Source organism: Coxiella-like endosymbiont (assembly GCF_002871095.1).
Classification (GTDB): Bacteria; Pseudomonadota; Gammaproteobacteria; order Coxiellales; family Coxiellaceae; genus Coxiella.
Window position 1 is genome coordinate 1 of record NZ_NSHJ01000001.1, and the last position, 3,434, is coordinate 3,434.

Genomic DNA, 3,434 nt, shown 5'->3' on the forward strand with positions numbered 1-3,434 from the left:
GTAATAGGGTCAAGTTTTGAATTATCAGCAGAGATAATAACTCACAGCCTGATATTAGCATTTACATACCAAAAAAATTACAAATAAAATTGCCAATAGGTGGCCTCACGCTCATAGCATTATTAGTTTTTCTTTAAACTAAAAAATATAAATTCATTGGATTAGTGAAACTGGATTTTATACAAAACACTAAGAATAAACGTACTTACTATGCTGTTTTTTTCACTCAAAAACTCTATATTTTTTCTCTACCTTCTTACTAAAGAAAAAGATATAAATTTAATTAAGCATATTAATGTAGTATATCTCATTCTTTAATACCTTATAACAAAATTTAAAATAATACCCTAATATCCATCTCCATCCACCTATTTCTCTATATGTTTACTAATTAATGCTTTTTTTAAAGCCTCAGCTTTAATAAGTACCTCTTCGTATTCTGAAAGAGCGTCCGAGTCTAGGACAATCGCTCCACCCGATTGAAATGTAACTATTTGATCTTTAATAACATAGGTTCGAATAAGAATTGAAGTATCCATACTACCATCAAACCCAATATACCCCACACTGCCGCAATAAGGTCCTCGTCGTGTAGGCTCTAATTCTTCAATTATTTCCATCGCTCTTATTTTGGGAGCACCTGAAATAGACCCTCCTGGAAAAGTTGTTCGTAATAAATCAATAGCCTGATAGTGATTTTTTAGTTTGCCTTCAATAACTGACACCAAATGATGGACCGTCTCATAACTTTCTATCTGACAATACACAGGAACATGAATCGAATTGGAAAAACAAACCTTCGATAAATCATTACGCATTAAATCAACAATCATCGTATTCTCAGCACGATTTTTAATATCCGTTGCTAATTTCTGAGCTAATATTTGATCTTCCCTTACATCACACGAACGCTTAATAGTTCCTTTAATTGGCCTTGTTTCCACTAAACGATCCTGTACTTTTAAAAACCGTTCGGGAGAACTGGAAACAATAACTGTGTCATCAAAACGTACAAAAGATCCAAAAGGCGCAGGATTTATCGCACGAATTCGTTGATAAAGCGAAAATTCTGCATTATCGTGAAAAAAACACTGAAATCTTTGCGACAAATTCACCTCAAAAATATCACCATCCAAAATATAATGACGACATTTCTCTACCGCTGCCATATATGTTTCTTTAGTAAAGTATCCACGAATATCATTTTCCATCACCAATGGTTTGTCAATTAATTTTGGAGTTTTAACATGTTCCAATTTCTGCAAACACCAAGAAAGACGTAAGTGTGCACGATGTTTCCTTTTTTGATTATTTTTTTCAGGTAATCCAGAAGAAATAACCCATGCTTGTTGTTTAACATGATCAAAAGAAATGATTAAATCATAAAATCCTACTGCTAAGCGTGGATAACCCATGTCATCCATAGCATAATTTGGCAAATTTTCTAAATCCCTTGTTAAATCATAACTAAAAAACCCCACCGCTCCTCCTTGAAAAGGAGACAACTCAGGATTTAAGGAGAGTGATAATGATCTTAATTGATTATCTAGAAAAGTAAAAATATTTTCTGTTATAACTACCTCATTATTGAAATAAATTCTATCATCACGATAAATAAGTGTCGAAAATGGATCTATAGCAATATAACTGTATCTTCCTAGTCTCGAATCAAATTTCATGCTATCTAAAAAAACAAAATAATTTAATTTATGAAAGATCATAGCGTATTCAAATGGATCTCGATAAGGGATAGAAGCCCAATAAGGCTGCTCTGCATTCAACATTTTCTTTACCTTTATTTTTATAACACTCAGCTAGTATATATCATGCTAAAATCTATGAACCTTTGCTAGACGACGCAGCTCATTTGTTTTGTTTGTCGTATTGTGTAAAATCTTTCACACTATGATTTTACTCATCGATAATTATGATTCTTTCGTCTATAACTTAGGTCGATATTTTGAGATCTTAGGCCATTCGATATTAATATATCGTCATGATAAAATCACCCTTACTGAAATAGAAACACTAAAACCTTCTCATATCGTAATTTCCCCTGGCCCCGGAGGCCCCACTCAAACCGGGATTTCTCTCAATATTATCAAACACTTCTCTCCTCATCTTCCGATTTTAGGAGTATGTCTGGGACATCAAGCTATCGGATATGTCTTTGGTGCACAAGTATGTCGGTCTGATTATCCTATGCATGGGAAAGCCAGCCAGATCTATCACAATCAACAATCTCTTTTTCTTAAAATTACTAATCCTTTTTTCGTAGGTCGTTATCATTCACTGATTATCAGTAAAAATCAGATCCCTGATTGCTTGGAAATCATTGCAGAAAGTCAAGAAGGCGAAATTATGGCAATTCGCCATCATGTGTATCCCACATTCGGAGTACAATTTCATCCAGAATCTATTTTAACAGAACAAGGGCTTCAATTAATCGATAATTTTATTACTCTATCTTAATGAAGATTCTAATAAACAGCAATATTAGTTCAATGAATTTACCAGTCATTTATAGTAATGACCGAGGATTTTTATTAGGAGACGGTTTATTTGAGACTATTAAAGTTGAAAAAGGACATTTACTTTTCTTTCATGAACATTACCATCGACTGGCAGATTCCGCTTTAAAATTAGATATTCCTTTTAAATTCTCCGTAATAGAACTAAAAAATCAATGTAAACAATTATTAGAAATTAATCAAATATCGACAGCAGCTTCTATTCGAATCACTTTAAGTCGCGGCCCTTCTTCAAGGGGGATTCAAGCACCTTTTAATCGGTCCCCTACCTTATTAATCACAGTTACACTTTTTAATTCATCCAATCCAATTTCTCCTACTCTGTACGTTACAAATATTAAGCGAAATGAAGCTTCTCTTTTAACCCGATTAAAGACCTTAAATTGTTTAGAACTTATATTGGCAAGACAAGAAGCTATTAAAGCAGGATATCACGAAGGTTTAATGCTTAATACGAAAGGTGCTGTCACTGAAACAAGTATTGGAAATTTGTTTGCTTTAATTAATAAAAAAATATTCACTCCTCAAATTAAGGATGGTCTTTTACCTGGAATTACTCGAGATAAAATTATTAAAATTGCTAACCACATAGGGAAACCAATAATTGAGAAAACTTTATATACTGAGGATCTTTTAAAGGCTACTGAAATATTTCAAACCAATAGCCTGATTGAAATTCAATCCTTTTCTAAGATTAATGAGCATTCACTTTTAACGAAAGAAAAGGCAACTATAGCTAATTTCTTTTTCAAAAAGTATCAAGCTTATAAAGAGATTTATATGAAACATTCATATGAAAATTAATCAGATTGAAACCTCTAAGAAAATGAGCTGTCGATAAATCACTATGTCAGGCTTCTAAAAAACTAATATAATGAATCTTAAAATAATAATACATAGTAT

At 32.4% G+C, this 3,434-nt stretch carries 3 protein-coding genes; 2 read left to right on the forward strand and 1 reads right to left on the reverse strand.

The features are described from left to right. Positions 1 to 368 precede the first annotated feature (368 nt). Positions 369 to 1,784, reverse strand: a complete 1,416-nt coding sequence (locus tag CLERM_RS00005; protein WP_102156588.1) for an anthranilate synthase component I family protein — start codon at positions 1,782 to 1,784, stop codon at positions 369 to 371. Positions 1,785 to 1,905: 121 nt separating this feature from the next. On the opposite strand from CLERM_RS00005, the gene CLERM_RS00010 reads away from it, so the two are divergent. After that, positions 1,906 to 2,472 (forward strand): anthranilate synthase component II, encoded by a 567-nt coding sequence (locus tag CLERM_RS00010; RefSeq protein WP_102156589.1) that lies wholly within the window; start codon positions 1,906 to 1,908, stop codon positions 2,470 to 2,472. A 32-nt stretch (positions 2,473 to 2,504) separates the two neighbouring features. Next, complete coding sequence (locus CLERM_RS00015; RefSeq protein ID WP_236905111.1) at positions 2,505 to 3,335, forward strand: aminotransferase class IV; 831 nt, start codon at positions 2,505 to 2,507, stop codon at positions 3,333 to 3,335. Positions 3,336 to 3,434: the final 99 nt, after the last annotated feature.

Coding starts and splice junctions, on each gene's coding strand:
- CLERM_RS00005 (WP_102156588.1), bottom strand. CDS start 1,784: ATGTTGAATGCAGAGCAGCCTTATTGGGCTTCTATCCCTTATCGAGAT.
- CLERM_RS00010 (WP_102156589.1), top strand. CDS start 1,906: ATGATTTTACTCATCGATAATTATGATTCTTTCGTCTATAACTTAGGT.
- CLERM_RS00015 (WP_236905111.1), top strand. CDS start 2,505: ATGAATTTACCAGTCATTTATAGTAATGACCGAGGATTTTTATTAGGA.